At 66.2% G+C, this 1,895-nt stretch carries 2 protein-coding genes; both read right to left on the reverse strand.

Going from position 1 to position 1,895, the window contains the following annotated elements; genetic code table 11:
- The coding region (locus tag VDP82_RS17595; protein WP_323016113.1) for a trehalose-6-phosphate synthase at positions 1-728 on the reverse strand (728 nt) is incomplete at its 3' end.
- 18 nt (positions 729-746) lie between these two features.
- A complete protein-coding gene (otsB, locus tag VDP82_RS17600; protein WP_323016114.1) occupies positions 747-1,520 on the reverse strand; it encodes a trehalose-phosphatase in 774 nt (257 codons plus the stop codon).
- Positions 1,521-1,895: the final 375 nt, after the last annotated feature.

Consider the following 1,895-nt stretch of genomic DNA (forward strand, 5'->3'; position numbering starts at 1 on the left):
TTGCTCATCCTGGCGGCGGCGGGACTTGTGGCCAGGCGCGCGAAGGCGTCGGGGTCCGAGCCGATGGGAAAGGCATCGATCTCGGTAGCGGAAAAATCCAGCGGCTCCCAGGGCTCGCTCCCGGCCGGGGCCTGGTGCTCGACGAAATCGCGGAAGGCGGCGACGTCGCGCCGCGCCTGCATGCCGACCAGATCGTATCGGGAAAGGTCCTGCATGATCTGGCGGTGATGCGGGATGGCGCTGAGGGCGTCACGCGTAGGGAAGGGGATGTGGAGATAAAAGCCGATGCGGTTGCGCGCGCCCAGGCTGCGCAATTGGCTGGCCAGCGGGATGAGATGGTAATCATGCACCCAGACGATGTCGTCGGGCCGCAGCAAGGGCATGAGCGCGCAGGCGAACTGGCCGTTGACGCTGCGATAGCCGTCATACCAGGGCGCCTCGATGGTGGCGAGGTCGAGCCGCAAATGGAAGCTGGGCCAGAGGATGGAATTGGAAAAGCCGGCATAATAGGCGTGGTGATCGGCGCGGGTGAGGTCGATCTGGGCAATGTCGAGCCCCTCGATATGCTCGAAGTGCGCTTCGGTGGCCGGGGTTTCGACCAATTGTCCCGACCAGCCGAACCAGAAGCCCTCACGCTCGGCCAGGGTCTTGCGCAGGGCAACGGCAAGCCCGCCCGCCGCCGGGCCCTTGCCGGGGGTTCGGTTGGAAACGACGATGAGACGGCTCATAGTTACGGTCCTGATGGTCTAGTGGGTGGTGACGGCGCCGCGCTCGCTGGCCATGATGTCGGCAAGGCCACGCAGAAGCTTATGGACCGACGCGATATCGGCGATGCGCAGCCGCGCGGCGGTATCGCCCGCGCCCAGCTTGATGCCGGTGCCGCCCAACTCCTGGGCGGCGATGAAGGCGTCCTCGTCGGTGGTGTCGTCGCCGATGGCGATGGGAACGCGGCCGGCAAAGGGCTCCTCGCGCATGAAGGCGCGCAGCGCCTCGCCCTTGCTGGTGGCGCTGGGGCGGGCCTCGAACACCATCTTGCCGGGCACCAGCGTAAAGCCGGCGGCTTCATGCACCGCCTCTTCCATGGCGATGCGGGCGGCGTCTTCCAGCTCGGGAACCTGGCGGTAGTGCAGCGCCACCGCGCCGGGCTTGGTTTCCACCAGCAAGAGGGGATGGGCCTCCACCAACGGCACGATGGCTTCAGCAATGGCGCTGGCGCCGGCGATCACGCCGGCATCGAGCGGCTCGACACTGCCGTCGGCGCGGCGGCGCTGGGTGCCATGCGCCCCGGCCACCGGCAATTGCAGCGGCGCCAGATAGCGGTCGATATCGCTGATCTCCCGCCCGGTGAGCAGGGCGAAGGCGCAATCGAACTCGCGGAAGGCGCGTTCGAGCTGGGCCGGCAGGCTCTGGGGCACGGCGATGGCATCGGGGGTTTCGGCCAGCTCCACCAGCGTGCCGTCGAAATCGGTGAAGATCGCCAGCGGCGGGGTGCGGCGCTGGCCGGTTTCGGTTGCGGTCATTCCTCAATCTCCCGGGGATATGGGGAAGAAACGCGGAAGAGGGCGAATGGTTCGGCGCAGCATGGCAGCCATGCCCATGGCGCTCTTTTCCGCCGGCCCGCTCTGGGGCATTGCAAGCCCGATTGCAGATTCCGGGGAGGAAAGAATGACCAGGCTGGCAACGGCAGCGCTTTTCGCCATCGCCATGAGCGTGCTCACCTTTGCCGCCTCGGTGGCCGAGGTGCCGCGCAGCGCCTATGAGCCGCTCGAAACAATGGCGCCGTAGAGCGCCGGCAGGTCCTGTGCTCTAGATCATTTCACCGTGTAGTAGAAACGCTGAAACGATCTAAGCCGTGGTTTTATCGCGTTTCCGAACCGCACAACCGTTTCCACTTT

The organism is Devosia sp. (genome assembly GCF_034675085.1).
In the GTDB taxonomy this organism is placed as follows: domain Bacteria; phylum Pseudomonadota; class Alphaproteobacteria; order Rhizobiales; family Devosiaceae; genus Devosia.